We start from the raw sequence: 23,466 nt of genomic DNA on the forward strand, positions 1-23,466 counted from the left end.
CATTTTTCTGTTATTGAAACAAAGAAGTGATCTCTTTAAAATCTTTTGAATCAGGTGAAAATGAACCGTAAATGGTCTCGAAATCTGTTGTCAGATTTTCAAATTCATAATTCTTTTCTAACTGGTCCATGCACGTTACAACCAAATTTCTTTTTGCCATTGGACTATAAGCAGCATCTAATTTTAAAGCGTAATTCAGCAAATTATAATCAAGGTTCCCAAATCTGAGATGTTTTTGATATTCGTTGAAAACACAAGTTTCTTCTTCATTGTTTTTTAATTGTATTTCTCCTTCATTTGGCATCCACCCGTGACCGTGTCTTGTGGTATAACTTCTGGTTACGTAAAAAATGTTTACTTCATCAATATTTAGTTTATTACAGATTTCAATAGCATTTTTTGAAGTCGTATTCGCATACGTAACATTCGGAAAAACACCGTGATCCATGTCGAGAAGGATTCCCTGGCTTCCTTCAAAAATTAAATTATTATATTTTGAAAGGAAACTGTAATCAACAATATTCCATTTTATTTTATCAATTGCTTCGAGATATGCCTGAACTTCCTGATCGATGTCGGGTTCATTTAAAAAACCGTAGTAATAGGCAATTTGATTTAATTTTTCTAAAAGCATTTCTCGCGGCGCAATCAAATCAATCGCAAATAATTTGTACGGTCCTTCGTTTCTTTTCATGGTTGAACCAATGCCTTTTCCGCAGGTTCCGTGATCTATGTTTCTTACGTTTCCACGGTTGTGCCAAACATCAAAAGGAGTTGTGACTTTTGCTAAAGGATGAATGTACAAATCCAGATTAGCATTTTTTTCTTTTAATTCTTCTTTTTCGTTGTATAAAAAAAGCGGATGAATCGTACAGTGTTCGCTGTAATAAGATGGAAGACCGCGAAGTGCTCCGCTCGCAAAACTCGAATGAACGTGTTTTTTATCGCCAATCATAACCGTGTGTGCGGCCTGTTGTCCACCAGAAAACCGAATAACTATAGATTCAGGATTTTGTTTTGCCAGAAAATCTGTTGTTATTCCTTTTCCTTCATCACCAAATCCTAAACCTATAACTATTTGCGCTGTTTTCATTTTTATTTATTTTTTAATCTCGCAAAGACGCAAAGTTTTTAAAGCATTTCGATATTATCTAAACCTGTATCATTTGCATCAGAAACTGGTATGGTTCCTAAACCAGAACTTTTGTGTTTATCACAGATAATCTTTTTAATTACATTTGGAATTTCTCTGTGATCTTCGATAGATAAACAGTTTTGACCTAATAATTCTTTCCATTCTACATCGGCATTAATCGCTTGTCCAGAATGCAGTACACTTATATGGTATACATCGTATCTTTTTTGGGCTTCTGCTAATAATTCAAGATGTGTATAAGTCTGTTGTCCCTGACCCATAATTTCTTTTATTGCTGACGCTGGAAGTGTTTTCAAACCTGGTTCATCGCCAACAGTAAACAACAATCCTTTTTGGCCTCTTTTTTCGAAAGCGTCTATTTTAGTATGAAAAGCGGCAAAATACCACGCTAAAAGATAACTTTCTCCAGCGTTTCCTCCGCCTCCACCTTCAATGTAAGTTCTCGTAAGCCACATATCGAGTTCTTCATCTCCAGATTCAAATTGTCCAACCTGAAGCGGATATCTGTCGCATTCGTGATCACCGATTCCTAAAAATAAAAGTGCCGGATCAGGAACGCCGCCCTGAATAATTCCTCCCATTAATTTTGGAAGTCCTTCTTTGATCAGTTCGTGCGGAATATGTCCCATACTTCCTGTAACATCCAATCCTAAAATAATTGGAACTGTGTTTGGATGCACATCAGAATCTCTTGCTTCTCTAAAAATCACGCCATTCGGATTCATAGACTCATGCGCCATTCGTAACGCATTCTGTGTAAATATCTCACTAGCTGATTTGCTGGCATAACCTACTTTTTTTGCTCTGTCTTCACGAGCACCGAAATCATATCTTGTACCTCCCATAACTAAAATGTTTTACCAAATAAATACTCAAATCTCTTTTTTGTTACTTCAAACTGGATATTCAAATTTCTGATGGTCAGCGAAAGTTCCATATCTTTCTGTACAAAAGCTTCTGGCTGAAAATCGGCAAAGGTTAAACTGTTTTTATCCAGCGGACTAATATCTATCAATCCTTCTTGTTCTCTTTCTAAACGTTTTATTTTTAATTCAATGTCTTCAACTCGACGTCTGTATATTAATTCAGAATCTTCACCAATGGTTTTGGCTCTGTCTTCTCTTATCTGATCATTGTTTCTTTTTAAAGATTCAATAAATCTTGGTTTTAAATCGCTCATTGTTTTGTGGTTTTTGTTTCAGGTTTTCTTTGTTTCATGTTTCAAGTTGCATCCTGGACTTGAAATTTTGAAATTAAATCTGAAACGGTTAATAGCATTTTTTTAGTTTTTTTGTTTCAGGTTTCAGGTTACGTCAAGAACTTGAAACCTGAAACTTGAAACTTCTCAAATTAGTTGATCTAACTTTATCACTTGAACGCTTTCGCCTTCAAAGTCTTTTACTGAATTGGTTGTAAAAATGGCATCAAAGCAGTTTAAAACTTCAAAACCTTTATTAAAAATTCCGTGGCTTACGGCTAAGTATAATTTGCCCGCATTTTTGTTTTTTAATTCTTCAGCCAAACCAACAAAAGTCCCGCCGCCGTCGCAGATATCATCTACAATTAAACAATCTATTCCTTGTAAATCATCTTCGTATACTTTGAAACCAGATAATCTTCCAGTTTTTACGTCGCGGCTTTTACTGCATTCTACAACTTCAGCTCCTCCTAAAAATTCAGAGACTTTGTAGATTTTTTTAAGTGCGCCACCGTCTGGAGAAATTAGTTTTACGTTTTCGCCAATTCTATTTAATACTTCTCTAATAAAAGTATAGTTTGGAATTACAGTAGAATTATTCAATAAAGCCGGAGTCACTTCAGAGTGTGCATCAAAAACAAATACTTTATTTAATTGTAAAGCATTTATGATATCAGCATACACTTTTACAGATAAAGGTTCGCCCGGAATCATAACACGATCTTGTCTCGCAGCTGGAAAATACGGAATAAAGAGATCGATAATTTTTACGTCCATTCTTCGCAATGCATCAACCGTAATGCACAATAAACCTAAATCATTGAATGAATTTAATCTGTGCGTGATTGTTATTTTCTGATTTCTGTCGAAATCCGGATTGATTTTAATATGTGGTTCTCCTCCAGAGAAAGTAAAACTTTGAAATTTGATTTCTTCCTGATTTTGAAAAGGAGCGAATTTGGGGTCGAGATTTAGTATCATAGTTTTTTGGTTTGCGTTAATAATACGCAAATGTAGAATTAAATTTTAAATAAACAATTTATTTTGTGTAAAAATTACGCAAACTTTATTTCGAAGTGAAAACCTTCTTTAGTTAATTCGTTATATTTCAACTTATTAAACCTAAAAAGTTTAGCAGGACGACCTGTTTTTATGGGCGAAAAATTTTCTGTTTGTTCTAAAATACCGTAACTCAATATTTTTTTCCTGAAATTTCTACGGTCAATTTCTTTTTCTAAAATGGTACAATACAGATTTTCGAGATCAGAAAACAAGAATTCTTCAGGAAGTAAATCGAAACCAATTGGCTCGTAAGTCAGCTTTGCTTTTAGTCTCTGAATTCCTTTTTCTAAGATTAAATTATGATCGAATGCCAAAGGCGGAATTTCATTAATTTTAAACCACTGTACTTTTTCGGCGTCAGTATTAGCTTTAATTTCTAAGTTTGAAGCGTCAACCAATGCATAATAAGCAACAGAAATAACACGATTTCTAGAATCTCGATTAATATCATCTCCAAAAGTGTACAATTGCTCCATAAAAGTTAGCTGTACATTTGTTTCTTCATGCAATTCCCGAATAACTGCATCACTCAAAGATTCATTATCTTGAACTAAACCGCCTGGCAAAGCCCAATATTTTTCTGAAGAACCAAATTGCTGCTGGATTAAAAGCACATACAACCCATTGCTTTTGTAACCAAAAACAATAGCATCTACAGCAATTCTAATATTTTGTAATTCTTTCATATTATAAAATCATATCGAACAAATATAACGAATGAGAGCCAATTTTATAATCTAATGCAAAAGCTTAAATTATAAAATTGGCTCATAAGTAGTATCTTTTATCTCTTATTCTAATTTATTGTAACCGTTCGTTTTGGACTGGAAGTACATTCTGAACCGTCTTTTTTAATTGTTACCGCAGCCGTTGCTGTATATTCGCCAGCAGCAGTATAAGTATGCGTAACCGCAGTTCCTGTTCCAACAGTTCCATCTCCAAAGCTCCATTTTACAGAACTTAGCGTTCCTGTTCCAGTATATTCAACGGAATAATTCATTAATTTCGGGTTACTAGTATCTGTAGAATTATGTATTTTAATGTAAATAGATTCTGCTAGACAATCAATAATTACTTCATCGTCATGTTTACTGCATGAATTACTAATAAACAAAACTGTAACAAGTACTAAAATGGATGCTATTTTTCTCATAATCAATCTTATTTATAGGAGTTTAATTTACTCAAAGTTATTGCTTTATTGAATACTTCGAAATCGCAAACAAAAAATCTACATTCTATTGCCGAAGAACATTTTCAGTTCTTTCTCAATAATATCAAAAAAAGATTTCAAATTATTGTTCTTGGGCGCTAATAAATACACAAACTCCTCTGGAACGTGAAAACTGTTCCATAACAATTGCAATTTATTTTCTTTTATTAATTTTCGAGCATTACAATTCCATGTTACAGCTACTCCATCATGTTTAGAGAGAAGTTTCAACATCTCAGATTCTGATGGAATAATATAATTAGGCACCATAGACGGTCTTTTTTTATTAAAAGCATGAAGCCAAAATAATTTTATATGAGGAATTCTAGCATCATGACTGTACCATTTCTGTCCGTTCAGCCATTGTTCTATTTCGGTAAAATTGTCTGCTTTTAATTTCTGGCGGAAATCTGTTATGTCCAAATTTGTCGGAGCAACCATTATCAATTTAATTTTTCCGACAATTTCATAAGTCGTATCAAATGTATCGAACCTTTTTGTGGTAATGGCAAAATCAAGTTTTTTGGCGTCTACTAAAGCAAAAAGTTCATCGTTCTCTGCAAAAGTAAAATCGATCAAATCAAACTTTGAGATCAAAAGATCTCCAACACAACTAAAAAGATGTTTTGAAATTCCAACCGAAATCAATCTATTCGCATCTTCGGCTTTTGCCCTGAAACCTGCTTCGACACTTTCGAGGCGATCTAGCGCATCTATAATCAAATTATTCAGTAACTTAGCGTATTCGGTTGGTTCAACGCCTTTTGATTTTCTATTAAACAATTTATTACCAACATGCGCTTCGAGCATCGAAATCTGCTGACTTACGGCAGGCTGGCTCATAAATAACTCCTTTGCCGCTACCGAAAAATTACCGTTTTTATAAACTGCTTTAAATGTTCTGTACCATTCTAGATTTACCATGACATAAATTTATTTATAACAAACATAGTTTATTTTATTTTTACTGATATCACTTAAGCCGTAAATTTGTTTAAAATTTAATATTATGAAAAAAATAGCTTTACTCGCAATAATTGCATTTACAGCGACAGGCATTTCTGCTGTGGCGCAAAAATCAAATAAAAAAAGTATGAAAAAAGTATTATTTGTTGTAACCAGTAACGATAAACTGGGCAATACAGGAGAAAAAACAGGATTTTGGTCAGAAGAATTTGCTGCGCCTTACTATGAATTGTTAGATCAAGGAGTTGAAATTACAATTGCTTCTCCGCTTGGAGGACAGCCGCCAATTGACCCGAAAAGTGCAGATCCTGCATCAGCAACTGAAGACACGAAACGTTTTGACGCTGATAAAACTTTACAGGAAAAATTAAAAAATACTTTAAAACTTTCAACCGTTAACCAAAAAGATTACGATGCTGTTTTCTACCCTGGAGGACACGGTCCGCTTTGGGATTTAGTTGAAGACAAAAACTCTATCGCTTTAATCGAAGCTTTTTATACGAATAATAAACCAGTAGCTTTTGTTTGTCATGCTCCTGCGGTTTTGAAAAACGTAAAAGTAAAAGGTGAATACTTGGTAAAAGGTAAAAAAGTAACTGGTTTTACCAATACAGAAGAAGAAGCGGTTGGTTTGACAAAAGTGGTTCCGTTTTTATTGGAGGATGCTTTAACACAAAATGGTGCTAAATTTTCTAAAGGTGAAAACTGGCAGCCTTATGCAGTTGCAGACGGACTTTTGATTACAGGTCAAAATCCTGCATCGTCTAAACTAGTAGCTGGAAAATTATTACAAGAATTGAAATAAAGGTTCTGAGATTCTGAGGTGCTAAGATGCTAAGGTTTTACAAACTTTGGGGCTTAGCAGCTCAGAATCTTTGCAACCCAGAATGTTAAAAAAATTAAATAACATGCTGCTAAGCCTAAAAAGGAAAACCTTATAACCTCAGAATCTTAGCAACTTAGAACCTTAAAAAAATGCTCAACTTTGAATTATATAATCCGACGAATTTAATCTTCGGAAAAGGACAAATTGCGAAACTTTCGACATTAGTTCCAAAAGATGCTAAAATTCTTTTGGCATACGGCGGCGGAAGTATTTTTAAAAACGGAATTTACGATCAAGTAATCGCTAACTTAAAAGGTTTTGAAATTGTTGAATTTGGCGGCATTGAGCCAAATCCGCATTTTGAAACTTTGATGAAAGCGGTTGATGTTATCAAAGCTAAAAAAATTGACTTTATCCTGGCCGTAGGTGGAGGATCTGTTATTGACGGTGTAAAGTTTATTTCAGCAGCAGTTAATTTTGAAGGAAACCCGATTGATATTCTGCAAAAACGTATTCTAATTAAAGAAAATGCTATGCCTTTTGGGACTGTTTTGACTCTCCCAGCAACAGGAAGCGAAATGAATTCTGGATACGTGGTAACAATCGAAGCTACTCAAGAAAAACTAGCTTCTGGAGGAAGTGCTTTATTTCCAGTATTCTCAATTTGCGATCCAAATGTAATTGCATCTTTACCAAAAAGACAAATTCAGAACGGAGTTGTAGACGCTTATACCCACGTAATGGAGCAATATTTAACTTATCCACACGAAGGTTTTCTACAAGACAGAATTGCAGAGGGAATTCTACAGACTTTAATTGAAGTTGGCCCAGGAGTTGTCGAAAATCCAACAGATTATACTTTGGCTTCTAACTTTATGTGGAGCTGTACTATGGCTCTAAACGGGTTGATTCAAAAAGGCGTTCCAAGCGATTGGGCAACTCACATGATTGGCCACGAATTAACAGCACTTTATGGAATTGATCACGCAAGAACTTTGGCAATTATTGGTCCAAGTTTGTACAATGTAATGTTTGAAACTAAAAAAGGAAAATTAGCCCAATACGGAAGACGTATTTTTAATCTTTCTGGTTCTGATGAAGAAGTGGCAAAAGAAGCAATTAACAAAACAGTTGAGTTTTTCCATACAATGGGAATGGATACCAAACTTTCTCAATACACACAAGATTATTCCAATACTGCAGATTTTATCGTAAATCGTTTTGACGAAAGAGGCTGGAAAGGCTTAGGCGAAAACCAATTGGTAACTTTAGATAAAGTAAAATCGATTGTGGAGCTTTCTTACTAAAGATAAATCCAAATTTAAAAAAATCCAAATTCCAATCTACTTTTGGAATTTGGATTTTTTTATTGGAATTTCATTAAAAAAGGCGTTCTTAACAAGTTTAGGAACGCCTTTTTAAAATACTAAAACAAAACTAACTAACTCAATTCTTTTTAAATTCATTAAAATTCTAATTTATAAAAACTTACAACGTGCCTTTTCATGTTTTATTGTGTAGGATCAAAATATTTTTTCATTTAAATTAGATTCACAATACTAATTCCCTTTATATTCATGCTTTTCGATTATTTACCTTTTTTATTTTCTTTAACCATACATTTAAATTGAAAGAATTTACTTTAAAAAAATATTTTTAGAGGAATTTTAATTTTAAGAGACGAAATATATCCTGAAATTCAACTCTTTTAATGTTATCTCAAAATGTACAGAAGAATCATTTGATAAATTTCTTAAATCAGTCTTTGCTTTATTAGCACATTATTAAGTACTTTTGTTTTAAATTATTAAAATAATGAGCGAAAAATTAAAATTTGCAGTAATTGGAGGAGGAAGCTGGGCAACGGCAATTGCAAAAATGTTATGCGTTAATCTTTCAGAAATTGCGTGGTACATGCGTAATGATTCTGCGATCGAACATATTCAGAAATACAAACACAATCCAAATTATTTAAGTTCTGTTGAATTTGACACTAACAAGCTTAAATTGACCAATAATATAAATGAAGCAATTGAATACGCAGATTATATCATTTTTGCCATTCCATCTGCTTTTTTAGATGCGGAATTAAAAAATATGACTGTTTCTTTAGCAGATAAAATTATTTTTTCAGCTATTAAAGGAATTGTTCCAGAAACGAGTTTAATAGTGGGCGAGCATTTCCATATTCAATATGATATTCCTTATTATAATATTGGAGTTATCACTGGTCCTTGCCACGCAGAAGAAGTTGCTTTAGAAAGACTTTCGTACTTAACAATTGCCTGCGGAGATCCAGAAAAAGCTTGCATTGTTGCAAAATCACTTTCAGGAAATTATATTAAAGCCAAAATTTCAGATGATATTATTGGTACTGAATATGCGGCAATGCTAAAAAATATTTACGCAATTGCTGCCGGAATCGCTCACGGTTTAGGATATGGAGACAATTTCCAATCGGTAATGATGAGTAACGGAATCCGTGAAATGAAAAAATTCATCCGTAAAGTACATAAAATGAAACGTAACATTAATGACTCTGCCTATTTAGGCGATTTATTAGTTACAGGTTATTCTGTTTTCTCTAGAAACAGAATGTTCGGAAATATGATTGGAAAAGGATATACTGTAAAAAGTGCCATGATGGAAATGAGCATGGTTGCAGAAGGTTATTATGCAACAAAAAGTGCGTATAAACTAAATCAAGGCTACGGAGCAAAAACACCAATTATCGACGCTGTTTACGCTGTTCTGTACGAAGGGAAAGATGCAAAAACGGTTTTCAAGAAATTAACGGAATCTTTAGATTAAATTTTAGAAAATAGAAGCAAGAATAAAGAGGCAAAAGAAAAAAATACTGAAATAAAAAAGAGCCAAACTGAATTTCAGTCTTGGCTCTTTCTTCTTTATTCTATTCTCTTAATTCTATCCTCTTGCTTCTTGCTTCTTTAGCACTCTACTTCACCATCACACCTTCAACAAAAAGAATCGGCACTTCTTCCGTATTGTTTTCGTTGATTAAGTTCGATTTGAAAATGAATTTCTTATCGTATAAAGTGTTTCCAATGAAGAATGTCACCATAAATTCGTTGTTCAAAACCAAAAGACTTTTTTCTATCATTTCGATTTTCACCACAGAAACAGCGGGAACTTCAACAAAAGCATGACGCAGAATTGAAGTTTTTTTCATTTCGCCATCGATAGTTCCAAATGCTTTTGAAACCACCATAACGCTGTCTAAGTTAAAGTCACTGTCGTTGACCAAGTAGGCGTACCAAACTTTTTCCATAAAATCGTCGCTCCATTCCTGTACTGCGGCAAGAAATACGTTTTCAACTTCTGGAATTATTATATCTTTTTTCATTTTTATTAAAAGCTTTAAAACCTTTGTCAAAGCCTAAACTTCAACAAAGGTTTATTATATTATGACATTACATTAGACAACAAAATAATCTAAAATCTACATTCTAAAATCTAAAATTGCAAATTATATATTTGATTTAAACTGCTCTAAGAAACGAACATCGTTTTCATAAAACATACGGATATCGCCAATTTGGTATAAAAGCATTGCAATACGCTCTACTCCCATTCCGAAAGCAAAACCGTTGAATTCATCTGGATTAATATCACAGTTTTTCAAAACGTTTGGATCTACCATTCCGCATCCTCCAATTTCCAGCCATCCAGTTCCTTTTGTGATTCTGTAATCTGTTTCGGTTTTTAAACCCCAATAGATATCAATTTCAGCACTTGGCTCTGTAAATGGGAAATAAGACGGACGAAGACGAATCTTAGATTTTCCGAACATTTCTTTTGTGAAATAAAGTAATGTCTGTTTCAAGTCGGCAAAAGATACATCTTTATCAATGTACAATCCTTCCACTTGATGGAAAATACAATGAGAACGAGATGAAATTGCTTCGTTACGGAAAACACGTCCCGGTGAAATTGTACGAATTGGCGGTTTATGATTTTCCATATAACGCACCTGAACTGATGACGTATGCGTACGCAATAACACATCAGGATTAGTCTGAATGAAAAATGTATCCTGCATATCACGCGCCGGATGGTATTCTGGTAAATTTAATGCCGTAAAGTTATGCCAGTCGTCTTCAATTTCTGGTCCTTCAGAAACATTGAATCCGATATTCGCAAAAATATCTATAATCTGATTTTTAACGATAGAAATCGGGTGGCGTGAACCAATAATTACTGGTTCTGCAGCACGAGTCAAATCACCAAAAATACCTTTTGATTCCTCTTTGCTTTCAAGTTCTTCCTGAATAACTCTTACTTTTTCTTCGGCAACCGCTTTTAAAGTATTTATAACCTGTCCAAAATCCTTTTTCTGATCGTTTGGAATATTTTTAAATTCAGTAAAAAGTTCTTTCAATAAACCTTTACTGCCTAAATATTTAATACGGAATTGTTCTAAAGATTCTTTATTTTTATCATTAAAGGCTTTGGCTTCCTCTATATGTTGTTTTATCTTATCTATCATTTTCCTTCAATAATTGAGATACAAATTTAGTGTTTTTAGTTTAAAGTGTGCAGTCACAGTCGCAGTTTTAGGTTTTCCGTAAATTATTTTATGAGATTTAACTTTTCTTCAACTTGTTTAATCTTTACATGCCAATAATCTAAACCTTCTTGATTGGTTACTATTTCCTTTTTGTAATTAGGAGAAATACTGCTTAATTTATGCCCGTTTTTATTTAAATCCCGTTCTTTTTCTTGTTTTGTTGTGGGTTCGATTCTAGTGCGCCAAAAATCCATATTTTCAAGATATCTTTTTTTAATCTCTTCAAAATATTCAATTATTTTTTCTTTTGAATTCGGAATATAACCTGGGCCGCTGCAGCCACAGGAATGAAATGTAATTCCAACTGAATATAAGCTTTTAAGATGTTCCCATTTTTTGACATCGTCTTTTTTAGGCGATTCAAAATCTAGTCCCATACTCGCCATTAATTCTGCACACTCTGGACATTTGGCTTCAAAAGCGGATTTTTCTCCTTTTTTAATATCACTCATCAATCTTCTTTTAAATGTTTTTCGACAATTAAAACAAGCATAATGAGGTTTATAAGATGTCATAGCGTATCTGCACATTTTTTTAATTTTATTCTCAGTGTTCAGTGACAGTTTACAGTCTCAAACAATGAAAACTGAGACTGCAACTGTAAACTTATCCCGAAGTGTCGGGACTACTCAATAAGTTTTCTTTCTAAAAAATAATTTACAATTGCTTCTTTCATTAAAACCGACTGTTCTCCTGCTTTTAATGGCGGTAATTCTTCTTTTACTTTGTAATGCGGCCAGCCTTCAGCATCAAAAAAATCGAATTCATAAAATCCGTAAGGCTCAAGCAATCTGCAGATGGCGATGTGCATTAGGTTGAGTTTTTCATCTTTTTTGAATTCGCGGTGCAATTTTCCGAGCTCCTGAACTCCTATTAGGTAAATAATGGCATCTAAATCTAAATCTTCGCCTTGCGAAAACTGATTAGATAGTATTTCAACGAGCTTTTCCCATCGCTCTTTTAATTGTGTATCTCTAGACATTGTATGATTTTAGATTGTTGATTTTAGATAAGATTGCTCAAAAATTCAATTCTGAAGGGGGGCAGAATTACAATCTGTATTCTAAATTTGATTTGCAAAGATACATAGTTCAAATTCAATGTGCCTAAAAAAATTAAACACATAAAGTTACATTTGCCATTAAAGTCATGAACCTTTGTCTCTCTGCACCTGTGAACCTTAAAAAAACATATATTTGCGGCTTTATTAAACACACAGAAAACATGAGTTTTTTTGATATTATTGTTGCCGCACTTCTGGCTTTTAGTTTATACAAAGGAATTAAAAATGGACTTTTTGTAGAAGTTGCTTCTTTTATTTCGCTGTTATTAGGAATTTATCTTGCCATTAAATTTTCTTCTTTAATGACTGGAATGATTTCAAAACATGTCTCCTGGAATCCGACAAATATTCAACTTACGGCTTTTGTATTAACGTTTATTCTAGTTGTAATTGGTGTTTATTTTCTAGCTAAAATATTAACCGGAATTGCCGATTTTGCCATGCTGGGATGGATGAACAAATTAGGAGGAGGTCTTTTCAGGGTTTTAAAGACCATTCTTATTCTAAGTATTTTTATCGCTTTGTTTGAAAAAATAAACTTCAATAATACTTTCGCTAAAAAAGAAACTTTAGACAATTATATTTTTTATAATCCCGTAAAAAAAGTTGCTGCTTTTGTATATCCGTCGATTGAAAAATGGTATGAGACTTTTAAAAAGGAACATTCTGAAAAACCACAAGAAAAAGAAACTTCTGAATCTGAAAAAGAATAATTCATATATCAAACCCGACAGGTTTTATCCCGAGGCTTCGGGACTGTCGGGTTTCTTATTAACGACAACAAAATTATATATCGCTCCGCTGGAGCTTTAGTATTTACGCTTATTTATTTTGCTACAAATATTTCGCTTCTCCGAAGCTTTTTTTAAATAACCCTAAAAGGTTTACAAACCTATCGAGTTTGTTTTTATACATATCTTTTATTTTATAAAGCCTCAGAGAGGCAAAATATTTATAGAAATTAAATCGTGCGAATGTAAAAAAAGCTCCAGCGGAGCGACATATATTTCGCTCCGCTGGAGCATTATATTGTAAATGTTTATTTTTTCTATAAATATTTCGCTTCTCAGAAACTTTTCTAAAATACTATTTAGAATTTGATTTCTAGGCTTTCTCCTTTTTTCAAAACAATCTCTTGTTTTTTATCACCAAAGATCAAAGTTGTTTTTCCTCCATTTTTAGAAGAAACAATTACTTTTTCTGGTTTTTTATTGCTCCAAGTCATTTCAATTTCAAATCCGCCTCTTGCGCAGATACCACTTACAGAACCTTCGTCCCAAGCGTCTGGCAAAGCAGGCAATAATCGAATTTCGTTTTCGTCTGACTGAACTAACATTTCCGCCACAGCTGCTGCGCCTCCAAAATTACCATCAATTTGAAATGGCGGATGTGCATCGAATAAATTTGGATATGTTCCTCCTCCTCTTCTTGGTTTTTCTGTTTTTTTACCATCTGGATCAACGTAACGCAATAATTCACGGAACATTTTATAAGCGCGGTTTCCGTCCCAAAGTCTCGCCCAAAGATTAATTCTCCAGCCTTTTGACCAGCCTGTAGTTTCATCGCCTTTTATTTCTAAAGTTTTTCTAGAAGCTTCAGCCAAATCGGGTGTTTTTAAAGGCGTGATATGATCGCCCGGAAAAAGTCCAAATAACTGCGATTGATGGCGGTGTTTTGGATCATTATCATCCCAATCAAAATACCACTCTTGAAGATTTCCTTTTTTACCAATTTGATATGGATAAAGCTTTGCAAGCGCTGTTTCTAATTTTGCTCTAAAATCAGCATCTGTATTCAGAACTTTTGAAGCTTTTATCGTTTTATCAAAACATTCACGAATCATAGCCAAATCGGCTGTTCCGCCGTATAAAGTAGCTCCGACAAAACCATCTGCCAATTTATATTGATTTTCTGGCGAAGTTGATGGCGACGTAATGAGATTTCCGTTTTTATCTGTTACAAGCCAGCCCAAACAAAATTCGGCTGCGCCTTTCATTAAAGGATATCCTTCTTTTTTCAAATAAGCAACATCTTTAGTAAAAATATAATGTTCCCAAATGTGTGTGCTCAGCCACGCGCCCGCCATTGGCCAGCAAGCCCACATTGGGTCTTCTTTTCCAAATTGCCCAACTGGATTGGTCATTGCCCAAATATCTGAGTTATGTGCCGCTGCCCATCCTTTATTTACTCCATAAAAAGTCTTAGCCGTAACTTTTCCTGTTACAGAAAGATTTTTAATAAAACTCAAAAGTGACGAATGCATTTCTGAAAGATTGGTGTTTTCCGCCAGCCAGTAATTTTCTTCCAGATTGATATTCATGGTATAATTACTGCTCCAAGGCGGACTCAAATGCGGATTCCAAAGTCCTTGCAAATTGGCCGGAACGCCCAAAGTCCTTGATGAACTGATTAGCAGATAACGTCCGAAATTGAAATACAAAATTTCTAAGTTTTTATCTTCTTTTCCGTCAGCGTAGCGCAATAAACGTTCGTCTGTTGGTAAATCTGGAGCGGTTGTTTTTCCTAAATCTAAATTTACACGATTAAAGAATTTTTGATAATCGGCAATATGGGATTCTTTTACTTTATCGAATGATTTTGCATAAGCTTTGTTTAAATTTTGTAATGCAATTGACACTTCATCTAAACCTTCTGTTGCGGGATTTTTATCAAAACCATTAAAACTTGTGGCAACAGAAACATAAATAATAGCTTCAGTTGCATCTTTTAAACTTAAAGATTCTCTCGAACTTGTAATTTTTCCATCAGTTTTTTTGATTTGGATTAAAGTCGTAAATCTTGTTCCTCTTTCTTTTATGTCTAAATATTTGGGTAAAACGGTATATCCAGCATTTTCATGAATTGGTGCAGAACCTGTTAGAACCAAAATATTGTTTCTTACTTCAACATTTGACTTTAAGAGACTTTTTAAATTGACATCAAAATTCAAAGCGCCTTTTTGATCGGCTGTCAATTTGATGATCATTATTTGATCTGGAGCCGAAACAAAATATTCACGCGTATATTTTATGCCGGCCATTTCGTAACTTACTTTTGAAATCGCGTTCGAAAGATCCAGTTCCCGATGATAATTTACTGCTTTTCCTTTTTCGGAATTATTGATTTCTAATGTTCCTAAAGGCGCATACGATTCGGAGTTTTTTCCCTGAACTTTTTTATTTAATTCTTCAGCCAGTTTATAGTTCTCGTTTTTTAAAGCTTCCCGAATTGCTGGAATGTTTTTATACGCATCTGGACTCATATTAGCATTTACAGGTTCGCCCGACCAAAGCGTAATATCATTCAAATAAATTTTATCCGAATTGGCGCCTCCAAAAACGGTTGCTCCCATTTTTCCATTTCCTAAAACTAAGCTTTCCTCAAAGAATTCTGCAGGCTGCTTGTACCATAAAACATTTTTAGATTGCGCAGAAACGTTTGTAAAGTAAGATGTGAGAAGTAAGATGAGAAATGTTTTTTTTATCATATCTGTATTATCTTATCCTAACAGGTTTTTAAAACCTGTTAGGTATTTATTGAATATCTAAAACTAATAAAAATCTATGTCATACCTAACAGGTTTTGGAAACCTGTTAGGATAGAAATCAGATGTTCCTACGGAACAATATTGCATTGTTAATTTTTTACAACGGATTTCATCCGTTGCTACCGATGAATTGTTCCTAACGGAACATTTTTAATTTATTTTTCATTCAAACAAGTTTCGAAAACCGTTCAAATTACCTTTTACTTCTCACTAATTAATAAGGACTAATCACTAAGAACTACTTACTAACCGAATACTTTTCATTCGCCGTAATCATTTCCCAATTATCGGTTCTGAAAGGCGATGCAGGGAATTTTTCTTTATTGAAAAGATTAATTGCTGTATCATCATCTGCCCATCCATAATGCACTGCAACTGGATTTTGAACTTTATCGCTTGAAACAATGATTTTGTTGTCTTTGATTATCGCTTTCGCGGCATGAAAAACTTTGTCTGAACCTGCAATTTCGAATCCTTTTAATTCATCGTTATTTGGCGTTGATATTCCACTGCCAATGTTATCAAAAGTCAAAATGATTTGATTTCCTTTTATTTCTTGAGACTTATAAGCTGGTCCGCTGTGAACTTGTTTTTTACCGTAAATATTGTTCATCGCAACTGCCGCTAATCGTAAACCGACGTCTTGTTTGTTGGTTGGATGAATGTCTTTTGCGTTACCAATATCGGTTGTAACCACCATTCCGGTATTTTTCAATTTTAAAGTTTCAGATTGTGCTTCGCGAAGTTCTGCCCAACGGCTTCCTTTCTGACTGTTACCACCAAATTCGTCGAAAGTTGACAATTGAACAAAGTAAAAAGGAAAGTCTCCTTGTTTGAATTTAGTTCTCCAATCGTTGATCATTAACGGAAATGACTTTTTGTATTCTGCTGCTCTCCAAACATTGGCTTCGCCCTGATACCACAAAACGCCCTGCATCGCGTAAGGAACCAACGGATTTACCATGGCATTGTACAATAATGAAGGATAACTGTTTGGCGAAATCGCAATTTTTACCTGTACAACATTAAACTTCCAAAGTCCGTCAAGCGGAAGATTTGTGTCTTTAAAATCGATTTTTAAATCAGTTGGATCGCCATAGATTCCGCCGCCGCCGCTGTAATCTGTAATTCTAACCGCGATTACATTGGTACCCTCTTTCAAGACATTTGCAGGAATTTTATAAACTCGTAGTTTGTCCCAAAGATTATTCGTTCCAACTTCAACTCCATTGACATAAGTTTTGTCTTCGTCGTCAACTTTTGCCAAATGCAAAACAGCTTCTTTTTTGGCTTGTTCTGCTGTTAAAACAATTGTTTTTCGCATCCAGACAATTCCATCGATATTGCCAATCTGCTGATTTTCCCAAAGCGAAGGCACTTTTATTTCCGGCCAGTTTTTATCCTGAAAGTTAGGATCTTTAAATTGATTTTCATTTTCCAGAGAAACATCAAAACCTTGTACTTTTTTGAGATTATCTAAAACTGATTTCTTATAAATTTCAAAAACCGAATCAATATCTACCACTGGAACATCTGCAATCATCGCTTTGAATTCCGGGCTGTTTTGAAAAGCTTCACGGCTTGTCCAGGTTTCTACGTTTGTTCCGCCCCAAGAAGTATTGATGATACCGATTGGAATTTTTAATTCTGCATATAATTTTCTGGCGAAATAATAACCAACTGCCGTAAAATTGCCAACCGTTTCTTTATTTGCTGCTTCCCATTTTCCTTGTTTCAAATCGTCTTTTGGAGTGCCGCTTAAATCTTGAGCGACACCAAAATGACGAATCATAGGATAATTAGAATCTGCAATTTCTTTTTCGGCATTCATGGTTTTGTAAACCTGAAATTCCATATTAGATTGTCCGCTGCAAATCCAAACTTCACCAACCAAAACATTCTTGATGGTGATTTTATTTTTTCCAATAATGATTAATTCAAATGGTCCGCCGGCTTTTTCAGCATTTAAATTCACTATCCATTTTCCGTTTTTATCGGCTTGTGTTTTCTTAATTTGTTTGTTGAAGTGAATTTCTACACTTTCATTTGGATCTGCAAAACCCCAAATCGGGATTTGCTTGTCTCTTTGAAGCACCATTCCGTCAGAGAATATTAAAGGCATTCTCACATTAGCATTTGACAAAACACTAATTATCAGAAAAATAAATAGTAAACTCTTTTTCATTTTTTCTATTTTGAATATTTTTAGCTCTATAAGAGATATAAGTTATTTAAGTTTTAATTTAATATTGTACTTAAATTTACTTATATCACTTTTAGGGTTTAACTAATTTTTTTTACTGTAATCCTTCTATTAAGGCGTTTAAAGCCTGTGTATCAAAAACAGTATTATTGCTTCTATTGAAAATTCCGAAACCGTTGTTTCCTATGCTTCCTTCATCCCAATAAAATGGTAATAATCCGTTTGCTTTTGCTGTTTTTACCACTGTTTTTAAATAATAAGCTCTTGAATTTAAATGTAAAGTCAGAGCATCTCCCGTTAAAGTTGTTCTTCGGATTGCTCCAAATTCTCCCAATAAAACTGGAATTCCTTTATCTACAAATTGTGTTTTCATTAATTTGAAGTTTTTCTCCAAATCTGCTTCCTCTCCCCAAGTGGCATTTCGTTCTGTATCGGTTGTAGAGTGAAAACCAGTTCCCCAATAATAAAACATTTTACCCCAAGTCTCATCTTTGGTTAAACCAGCAAAGTTCCAAGGCGAATAATAATGCACTTCGACCATCATTCTGCCAGTTACTTTATCTACTGGCAATGTAGTCATTAATTTGTTTGTTTTTTCGATATCTGTTGTCGGCCCTTGAACGACTAAAACACGAGAAGCGTTTTTTCCTCCAGTTGAACGAACTGCATCAATAAAAGTTTGGTGGTAAGAAGTTAAAACCGCCATTTGAGCAGCATCTTCAACCGCTGGTTCGTTGGCGCTTGCAAAAAGCAAATGCTCATCGAAACCTCTTAAATGTGTTGCGATTTGTTCCCAAAAAGCTTTTTGTTTGGCGTTGTTTTCTACTTTTTTGGCTTCGGTAATATTGTTTTCCAGCCATCCGCCGTCCCAATGAATATTAACCAAAACATACATATCATTATCGACGCAATACTGCACTACTTCTTTTACTCTGTTCAGCCATTCTGTTTTGATTTTTGCTGTTGAAGCATTTTCCAAATTTTGATTCCAAGAACACGGAATTCTGATGGCATTGAAACCTTTTGCTTTTACAGCATCAATCAGCTCTTTGGTAACTTTTGGATTTCCCCAAGCGGTTTCACCTCCAGTTGCTTCCAAAGTATTTCCGATATTCCATCCGAGTTTAATCTTAGCTGCCAATTCAACTGCTGAACTTCCCATTCCAGAAGCATCTGCTGCAATTGGATTCGTATTATAACTTGGGTACAAACTTCCTGCTGCCTGAGAAATTGAAATTTCTGAAGCATTCCCTTCTGTAGAAGTTAATTTCAATACTGTATTTCGTACTGCTGTATCTACATTTTCTGAAGCCGTAATTTTTACAATCGTGCTTCCTGAAGTCCCAACTGCTTGACTTAATTTTATCCAACTTGCGGGATTACTTAAAGTCCAATTTGTTGCATTAGAATTAATAGTAATCTCAACTGTAGTTTCTTTACTTTCAAAATCAATTTTATTAATGCTCGAAACAACTGTCTTTATGGATACAGGAGGCGCATCTTCTTTCTCAGAACTACAGGCTAAAACTCCTATAAAAGCAAAACACAGGGCGAAGCTTAACAGGTAATCTTTAATTGTATTTTTCATCTTATTTGGTTTGGTGGTTAACATCAACGCCAGCTTTAAAAGGGCTGGCGTTAATTATAGTTAGATTTTATCAAAAAGAAACAGCGGTTATTTTACTGTTACTTGAAGTTCTTTTTTAATATCTCTTGAAGAAGTTCCCAATTTAATAGTGTATTTTCCTGGCTCAACTGTCCATTTTTTAGATGCAACATCGTAATAAGCCAATTCTTTTACTGGTACTTTAATAGTTACTTTTTCAGAACCTCCTGCTTTCACAGAAGCTTTTTTGAATCCTTTTAGTTCCTGTGCTGCACGAGTAATTTTAGAATCAGATTTTGAAGTATATAATTGCACTACTTCTTTTCCGTCTACTTTTCCAGTATTTTTAACATCAACAGTAACTTCAATTACCTCATTTTGAGCGTAAGATTCTTTATTTGCTTTTGCATTATCAAGCGCAAAAGTTGTGTATGATAATCCGTAACCAAAAGGATATAAAGGAGCCACATTTTTAGTATCAAACCAACGATACCCAATTAAGATTCCTTCAGCATAATTTACCGTTTTATCTCCAGGGAAACTGTTTGTTGCATGTGCAGGAGAATCTTTCAACTGTTTAGGCATTGTCCAAGGCAATTTTCCTGACGGATTTACTTTTCCTAAAATTACATCTGCCAAAGCATTTCCTCCTTCAGAACCATTGAACCAGCTCCAAACCAAAGCAGAAGATTTCTGACTTACTTCATTAATATCAAAAGGAGCGCCGGCAATCATAACCACAATAGTTTTAGGATTAGCTGCCGTAACTTTTCTAATTAATTCTTCTTGTCCGAAAGGCAAATGCAAATCTCTTCTATCTGAAGCTTCTGTTTCATAATCACGGTTTGAACCTGCAAAAATGATTGCCACATCAGAGTTTTTAGCTGCTTCTACTGCTTCTTGTACTTTTGCATCGTCTAATTTATCGATGGTTACTGGGCCGTTAGCTGTAATATTTCCTAAGTTGCCTTTGTTTCTTTCATCATAACGCTCTAAATATCCTTCAGCATAATTGATTTTAACTGATGAAGGAAGTCTGTTTTTAAGACCTTCCAAAGGCGTAACTTCTCTTTTTGTTTTAACTCCAGCACCAAATCCGCCTAGAGCATTTTTCTTTGTTGCATTGTTTCCAATAACAGCAATAGATTTTACTCCGTCTAGTTTTAATGGCAATGCATTATTATCGTTTTTCAACAATACGATTGCTTCTGCAGCAATTTTGTAAGCATCTTGGTAATGCGCTTCTGTTGCGATGCTTCCTTTTGCACGAGTTCCGCCGCCCATTGCTTTTACTTGAAACAGCGTTCTTAAAATACGTTTTACGTGAAGATCAATTTCTTTTTCAGAAACTTCTCCCGATTTAACGGCTGCAATTAATTTATCGGCTAAGAAAAATTCATTGAAAGGTTTTGGTGTTCCCATTTCAATATCCAAACCATTTTTCAAGGCTTTTGCTGTAGAATGCACCGCTGCCCAGTCTGAAACTACAATTCCTTTAAATCCCCATTCATCACGAAGGATTTTATTCAGCATATAATCATTTTCACATAAATATTCGCCTCTAAATTTATTGTAAGCTCCCATTATACTGTATGCTTTTGCTTCTTTTACTGAAGCTTCAAAAGCTGGAAGGTAAATTTCACGAAGTGTACGCTCGTCAATTTGTACATCGACAAAATCACGATTCGTTTCCTGATTGTTTGCTGCATAATGTTTTACGCAAGCCATTACGTCTTTTTCTTGTAAACCAACGATCAAAGGCACGGCGATTTTTTTATTCAAAAACGGATCTTCAGACATGTATTCGTATGTTCTTCCTCCAAGCGGTGTTCTCACCATATTGATGGCTGGCGAAAGTAACATGTCTTTGTCTCTGGCACGTAATTCTTCTCCTAAACTGGTTCCAAAAGTATGCGCCATTTCTGCGTTCCAAGTTGCTGCCAAAGCTCCTCCTGCAGGATAATAAGTTGCAAAGTCGTTTGTCCATCCCGCTGGAGCCCAATTGTCGCGTGAAATTTCTTCACGAACTCCTAACGGACCATCGGCCATTTTTAATTCTGGAATTCCTAAACGTTTTACGCCCGCATTAGCAAACATACTGTTTCCGTGAAGCATTCCGATTTTTTCTTCTAATGTCATCTGCGAAATCAGTTTGTCGATTTCCGCATCATGATCTGTGCTTATTTCTTTTCCTACGTATTCTTCTGTCTCTGCTGTATTTGAAGCTAACGTTTGTGCATCATTTTTACATGAAGTAAACAATGCAAAAACAAGAGCTGCCGAAAGGAATATCATTTTGTTTTTCATAGATAGTTAGATGTTTTTAGATTTAAAGATTTCTGATACCTCACACATGATCTTTAAATACCGTTAATATTATATGTTTGTGGTTTTTTGTCTATTGTTTTATCAAATTTAGAAAAACAACGTCGTTTTCATTGATTTTGAATTCTTTGCTGAACGTTCCTTTTGCATCAATTGTTATTTTTTCTGTTGCAATTGGATCGCCGTTATTTTTCTTTTTCATAGCATTTACCTGCTCACGCGTCAACTGACTTGGTTTGTTTAAAGCCAGATAATCTGCATAAACGTCATTTACTTTGTAACCTACTTTATAGATTTCTAAAGTATATTTTCCTTTCTGCATTCCGCCAATTTCAACCTTTACTTTTCCCTTTTCTTTTGATGGAAGATCCTGAACGTAATAGGTTTGATTCCAAACTTTCTCGCCCGGATGTGTATTGGTAAAATCCCAAAGTAAAACTTGTACATCGCCTTTTGCATTTTTAGAAGTCCACGAAGCTTTATCCGAATTTTGAAGTTCTGTTTCTCCCAATTTGTTCAAAAACTGGTACGAAAAATAAGCTGGCTTTTTAATTCCCTGCGTATTCAACAATCCGAAACCGCCATGAAAAGGCGTAAATCTCGGGCCTGGTTCTTCAAAAATATCTGTAAAAACCCAGTACGACATGGAGTTTGCTGCATTGCCGACTTGTTTTAATTTCTGCAGAATATAAGCTGCCGAATGATAACTGTCGTGAATGGGATCTGCCGGCGTGTAAGAAGAGCTCCACTCTGTGTAATGCAGTTCTAAATTGGGTTTAGCCGAATTGGTAATCTGCTTACGCGAATTAATAACGTCTCCGCTAATACTGTTTTCGTCTGGACTTAAAACGGTTCCAGAAGTTCCGAATTCATCCAAATAACCTTGGTTTACACCATAAGTATGGGTCGAGATAAAATCTAAAGGCACGTTGTTTTTAGCACAAAAATCGATTGTTTCAGGAACCCATCCTGCACCTGCTGTTGCTGGTCCGCCGACTTTGTAATCTTTATTTACTGCTTTTACACCGCGGGCTGCATAATCGTACAATTTGAAATATTCTGCCTGAGTTCCTGTCCAGAAACCTGGTGTTAAATTTGGTTCGTTCCAAACTTCAAAATACCATGTTTTTACTTCTTCAACTCCGTAACGTTCTGTAAAATGCTGGGTTAGATTTTTGATTAAATCTTCCCATTTTTTATAATCTTTTGGAGGCGTGACATTTCCTTTCCACCAAAAAATAGTTTCTTTTCCACTTGCCAATGCATTCGGCATAAAGCCTAATTCAACAAAAGGTTTCATTTTCAAACTCACAATATAATCGAACAAAACATCTACGTATTGATAATTATATTCTGGATTTCCTTTTGAGTCTTCACGGTAAACCGCCATATCATCAGACAATAAACCATGAAAACGAATGTATTTAAAATCGCATTCTTTTTTTACCAAAGCCAATTGCTGCTGCCAGTCGGCTCTCAAACCTTCGTTTGCTCTTCCGGCACCAATGCATTCTTTAAACATGGTGTTTAATTTTCCAGCCGATTTGTTGTAATCTACTTTTATCGTTCGGTTTTGTGCCATCAAATGGACTGAAGTAATTAAAACTGCTGCTATTAAAAGTTTTTTCATTTGGAAACTGTTTTTGTTATTATCCTAACAGGTTTTTAAAACCTGTTAGGTATATTTCAACCAATCTAAAAAGCTTTTTAGTT

The 23,466-nt window shown here is 34.6% G+C and carries 20 protein-coding genes; 4 read left to right on the plus strand and 16 right to left on the minus strand.

The features are described from left to right. Positions 1 to 10: 10 nt before the first annotated feature. From QMG60_RS03385 to QMG60_RS03415, 7 genes are all read right to left on the minus strand, one after another. On the minus strand, positions 11 to 1,093 hold the full coding sequence (locus QMG60_RS03385) for an adenylosuccinate synthetase (RefSeq protein WP_281866877.1): 1,083 nt from the start codon (positions 1,091 to 1,093) through the stop codon (positions 11 to 13). A 38-nt stretch (positions 1,094 to 1,131) separates the two neighbouring features. Beyond that, positions 1,132 to 2,001: a hypothetical protein gene (locus QMG60_RS03390; RefSeq protein WP_281866878.1), complete on the minus strand. Its 870-nt coding sequence runs from the start codon at positions 1,999 to 2,001 to the stop codon at positions 1,132 to 1,134. 2 nt (positions 2,002 to 2,003) lie between these two features. After that, the gene (locus QMG60_RS03395; protein WP_057115248.1) at positions 2,004 to 2,336 is read right to left on the minus strand and encodes a hypothetical protein; all 333 of its coding nucleotides are present in this window, start codon (positions 2,334 to 2,336) and stop codon (positions 2,004 to 2,006) included. 165 nt (positions 2,337 to 2,501) lie between these two features. Continuing rightward, positions 2,502 to 3,335: a ribose-phosphate diphosphokinase gene (prs, locus tag QMG60_RS03400; RefSeq protein WP_281866879.1), complete on the minus strand. Its 834-nt coding sequence runs from the start codon at positions 3,333 to 3,335 to the stop codon at positions 2,502 to 2,504. 74 nt (positions 3,336 to 3,409) lie between these two features. Beyond that, the gene (locus QMG60_RS03405; RefSeq protein ID WP_134142757.1) at positions 3,410 to 4,102 is read right to left on the minus strand and encodes an NUDIX domain-containing protein; all 693 of its coding nucleotides are present in this window, start codon (positions 4,100 to 4,102) and stop codon (positions 3,410 to 3,412) included. Between the two features lie 110 nt (positions 4,103 to 4,212). Beyond that, on the minus strand, positions 4,213 to 4,569 hold the full coding sequence (locus QMG60_RS03410; protein ID WP_057115251.1) for a PKD domain-containing protein: 357 nt from the start codon (positions 4,567 to 4,569) through the stop codon (positions 4,213 to 4,215). A gap of 78 nt (positions 4,570 to 4,647) precedes the next feature. After that, entirely contained in the window at positions 4,648 to 5,553 is a 906-nt protein-coding gene (locus QMG60_RS03415) for a LysR family transcriptional regulator (protein WP_281866880.1), read from the minus strand. 85 nt (positions 5,554 to 5,638) lie between these two features. Here QMG60_RS03415 and QMG60_RS03420 point away from each other — a divergent pair, with 85 nt between their 5' ends. From QMG60_RS03420 to QMG60_RS03430, 3 genes are all read left to right on the plus strand, one after another. After that, positions 5,639 to 6,400 (plus strand): type 1 glutamine amidotransferase domain-containing protein, encoded by a 762-nt coding sequence (locus QMG60_RS03420; protein WP_166669335.1) that lies wholly within the window; start codon positions 5,639 to 5,641, stop codon positions 6,398 to 6,400. A 170-nt stretch (positions 6,401 to 6,570) separates the two neighbouring features. Further along, complete coding sequence (locus QMG60_RS03425) at positions 6,571 to 7,728, plus strand: iron-containing alcohol dehydrogenase (RefSeq protein WP_281866881.1); 1,158 nt, start codon at positions 6,571 to 6,573, stop codon at positions 7,726 to 7,728. Positions 7,729 to 8,236: 508 nt separating this feature from the next. After that, on the plus strand, positions 8,237 to 9,232 hold the full coding sequence (locus QMG60_RS03430) for an NAD(P)H-dependent glycerol-3-phosphate dehydrogenase (RefSeq protein ID WP_057115255.1): 996 nt from the start codon (positions 8,237 to 8,239) through the stop codon (positions 9,230 to 9,232). Positions 9,233 to 9,377: 145 nt separating this feature from the next. Here QMG60_RS03430 and QMG60_RS03435 read toward each other — a convergent pair whose 3' ends face one another. The 4 genes from QMG60_RS03435 to QMG60_RS03450 all read right to left on the minus strand — a co-directional run bounded on the left by QMG60_RS03435 (position 9,378) and on the right by QMG60_RS03450 (position 11,991). Beyond that, positions 9,378 to 9,785, minus strand: coding sequence for a hypothetical protein (locus tag QMG60_RS03435; protein ID WP_057115256.1), 408 nt, complete (start codon positions 9,783 to 9,785; stop codon positions 9,378 to 9,380). 123 nt (positions 9,786 to 9,908) lie between these two features. Then, positions 9,909 to 10,928 (minus strand): phenylalanine--tRNA ligase subunit alpha, encoded by a 1,020-nt coding sequence (locus QMG60_RS03440; RefSeq protein ID WP_057115257.1) that lies wholly within the window; start codon positions 10,926 to 10,928, stop codon positions 9,909 to 9,911. A gap of 83 nt (positions 10,929 to 11,011) precedes the next feature. Then, complete coding sequence (locus QMG60_RS03445) at positions 11,012 to 11,461, minus strand: hypothetical protein (protein WP_281866882.1); 450 nt, start codon at positions 11,459 to 11,461, stop codon at positions 11,012 to 11,014. A gap of 173 nt (positions 11,462 to 11,634) precedes the next feature. Then, positions 11,635 to 11,991: a hypothetical protein gene (locus QMG60_RS03450; RefSeq protein ID WP_057115259.1), complete on the minus strand. Its 357-nt coding sequence runs from the start codon at positions 11,989 to 11,991 to the stop codon at positions 11,635 to 11,637. 242 nt (positions 11,992 to 12,233) lie between these two features. Here QMG60_RS03450 and QMG60_RS03455 point away from each other — a divergent pair, with 242 nt between their 5' ends. Beyond that, positions 12,234 to 12,785: a CvpA family protein gene (locus QMG60_RS03455; RefSeq protein ID WP_281866883.1), complete on the plus strand. Its 552-nt coding sequence runs from the start codon at positions 12,234 to 12,236 to the stop codon at positions 12,783 to 12,785. Between the two features lie 377 nt (positions 12,786 to 13,162). Here the strand turns inward: QMG60_RS03455 and QMG60_RS03460 are convergent, their stop codons facing one another. From QMG60_RS03460 to QMG60_RS03480, 5 genes are all read right to left on the minus strand, one after another. Continuing rightward, on the minus strand, positions 13,163 to 15,559 hold the full coding sequence (locus tag QMG60_RS03460; protein WP_281866884.1) for a glycoside hydrolase family 95 protein: 2,397 nt from the start codon (positions 15,557 to 15,559) through the stop codon (positions 13,163 to 13,165). A gap of 298 nt (positions 15,560 to 15,857) precedes the next feature. Then, positions 15,858 to 17,804: a sialate O-acetylesterase gene (locus tag QMG60_RS03465; protein ID WP_281866885.1), complete on the minus strand. Its 1,947-nt coding sequence runs from the start codon at positions 17,802 to 17,804 to the stop codon at positions 15,858 to 15,860. A 112-nt stretch (positions 17,805 to 17,916) separates the two neighbouring features. Beyond that, complete coding sequence (locus QMG60_RS03470; RefSeq protein ID WP_281866886.1) at positions 17,917 to 19,410, minus strand: cellulase family glycosylhydrolase; 1,494 nt, start codon at positions 19,408 to 19,410, stop codon at positions 17,917 to 17,919. Positions 19,411 to 19,497: 87 nt separating this feature from the next. Next, on the minus strand, positions 19,498 to 21,735 hold the full coding sequence (locus tag QMG60_RS03475) for a glycoside hydrolase family 3 C-terminal domain-containing protein (protein ID WP_281866887.1): 2,238 nt from the start codon (positions 21,733 to 21,735) through the stop codon (positions 19,498 to 19,500). Between the two features lie 91 nt (positions 21,736 to 21,826). Further along, positions 21,827 to 23,383 carry a glycoside hydrolase gene (locus QMG60_RS03480; protein ID WP_281866888.1) on the minus strand — a complete coding sequence of 519 codons (1,557 nt, stop codon included), beginning with the start codon at positions 23,381 to 23,383 and terminating at the stop codon, positions 21,827 to 21,829. Positions 23,384 to 23,466 lie beyond the last annotated feature (83 nt).

The organism is Flavobacterium sp. GSB-24 (assembly GCF_027924665.1).
GTDB lineage: Bacteria > Bacteroidota > Bacteroidia > Flavobacteriales > Flavobacteriaceae > Flavobacterium.